Source organism: Dietzia sp. E1 (assembly GCF_014145015.1).
In the GTDB taxonomy this organism is placed as follows: Bacteria; Actinomycetota; Actinomycetes; order Mycobacteriales; family Mycobacteriaceae; genus Dietzia; species Dietzia cinnamea_A.
Genome location: NZ_JAALDU010000506.1, coordinates 1 through 1,946 on the forward strand (window position 1 = coordinate 1; position 1,946 = coordinate 1,946).

A 1,946-nucleotide genomic window follows, 5' to 3' on the forward strand; every position below is an offset into this window, starting at 1 on the left:
CCGCCGCACCACGTTCTGGTCGCGGCCCGGCCCCACGCCGATGTACGACATGTGGCATCCGGCCAGCTCCTCGAGCCGCAGCACGTAGTCGCGGGCCTCGGGCGGCAGGTCGCCGAACTCGCGGGCCCCGGTGATGTCCTCGTCCCAGCCGGGCATGGTCTCGTAGATCGGGGTGGCGTGGTGGAAGTCGGTCTGCGTCATGGGCATCTCGTCGTGCCGCACGCCGTCCACGTCATAGGCCACGCAGATGGGGATCTCGCCGATGCCGGTGAGCACGTCCAACTTCGTCAAAAAGTAGTCGGTGAACCCGTTGACGCGCGCGGCGTAGCGGGCGATCACGGCGTCGTACCAGCCGCAGCGCCGCACGCGTCCGGTGTTGACGCCCACCTCACCGCCGGTGACCTGCAGGTACTCGCCCCACTTGTCGAACAGCTCGGTGGGGAACGGCCCGGCGCCCACGCGGGTGGTGTACGCCTTGACGATGCCCAACGAGTGCGTGATCTTGGTGGGCCCGATCCCCGAGCCGACGCAGGCGCCGCCGGCGGTCGGGTTGGACGAGGTGACGAACGGGTAGGTGCCGTGGTCGACGTCCAGCATGGTGGCCTGGCCGCCCTCCATGAGGACGGACTGGCCGCGGTCGAGCGCCTCGTTGAGCATGAGGGTGGTGTCGCAGACCATGGGACGCAGGCGGTCGGCGTAGGACAGGAAGTACTCGACGATCTCCTCGACCTCGACCGCACGACGGTTGTAGATCTTCACGAGGATCTGGTTCTTGAGGTGCAGCGCGCCCTCGATCTTCTGCCGCAGGATCGACTCGTCGAACACGTCCTGCACGCGGATGCCCACGCGGGAGACCTTGTCGGCGTAGGTGGGGCCGATGCCGCGACCGGTGGTGCCGATGGCCTTCTTGCCGAGGAACCGTTCGGTGACCTTGTCGAGCGCCTGGTGGTACGGCGCGACGAGGTGGGCGTCGGCGGAGATGCGCAGCCGGGAGGTGTCGGCGCCGCGGGCCTGCAGCCCCTCGATCTCGGCGAACAGCGCCTCGAGGTTCACCACCACGCCGTTGCCGATCACGGGCACGGCGGTGGGCGACAGGATGCCGGCGGGCAGGAGCTTGAGTTCGTACTTCTCGCCACCGACGACCACGGTGTGGCCGGCGTTGTTCCCGCCGTTGGGCTTGACCACGTAGTCCACGCGGCCGCCCAGGATGTCGGTGGCCTTACCCTTGCCCTCGTCGCCCCACTGGGCGCCGATCAGAACGATCGCTGGCATGGTTCGCTTTCACCTCGAAAAGAGTCGTCTACACGGTGAGGGACGGACACCTTCTCGTGATTCCGCGCACACCAGCGCACAAGATTAGTCGCTCGTGCGCTCTCACCCTAGTCGCCGACCCCCCGCGTCCTGCGTAGTCTCACAGGCGTTCCGGGTAGGAGCTGCGAGATCCGGTCGGCGCTGCGGGAGGTGAGGACGCCGATCACGGGGTAGCCGCCGGTGACGGGGTGGTCGGGGCCGAACACGACGGGGCAGCCGTCGGCGGGGATCTGGACGGCGCCGCGCACCATGCCCTCGCTGGGGATCTCGCCCCTGGACAACCGCGGTACGGGCCGGGCGGGGTCGATGCGCACGCCCACCCGGTCGGCGTGGCCGCTGACGTGGCCGGTCGCCGCCAGGACGTCCCACGCCTCGGGGGGAAAGAGGTCGTCGCGCGGGCCGGGGATGACGTCGAGATCGACGGGCTGGCGGGAGTCGGTGCCGCCGACGGCGGCCTGCCATCCGTCCGCCCAGGGGCCCACGACCGCGTCGCCGATCTCGAGGACGTCCCCGACGGTGACGGGCGGCGGGCCGAGCCCGGACAGGGTGTCACGGGAGCGGCTGCCCAGCACCGGCGGCACGTCGATCCCCCCGCGCACGCCCACGTAGCTGCGCACCCCGGCGACGGGCCGGCC

General features: G+C 70.3%; 2 protein-coding genes. Both read right to left on the reverse strand.

Annotated elements, in window-relative coordinates; all coding sequences use genetic code 11:
• Positions 1 to 1,272 (reverse strand): adenylosuccinate synthase (locus tag G6030_RS14745; RefSeq protein ID WP_182643633.1); only part of this gene is annotated, 1,272 nt, incomplete at its 3' end.
• Positions 1,273 to 1,379: 107 nt separating this feature from the next.
• On the reverse strand, positions 1,380 to 1,946 hold a 567-nt coding region (locus tag G6030_RS14750; RefSeq protein ID WP_182643634.1), incomplete at its 5' end, for a biotin-dependent carboxyltransferase family protein.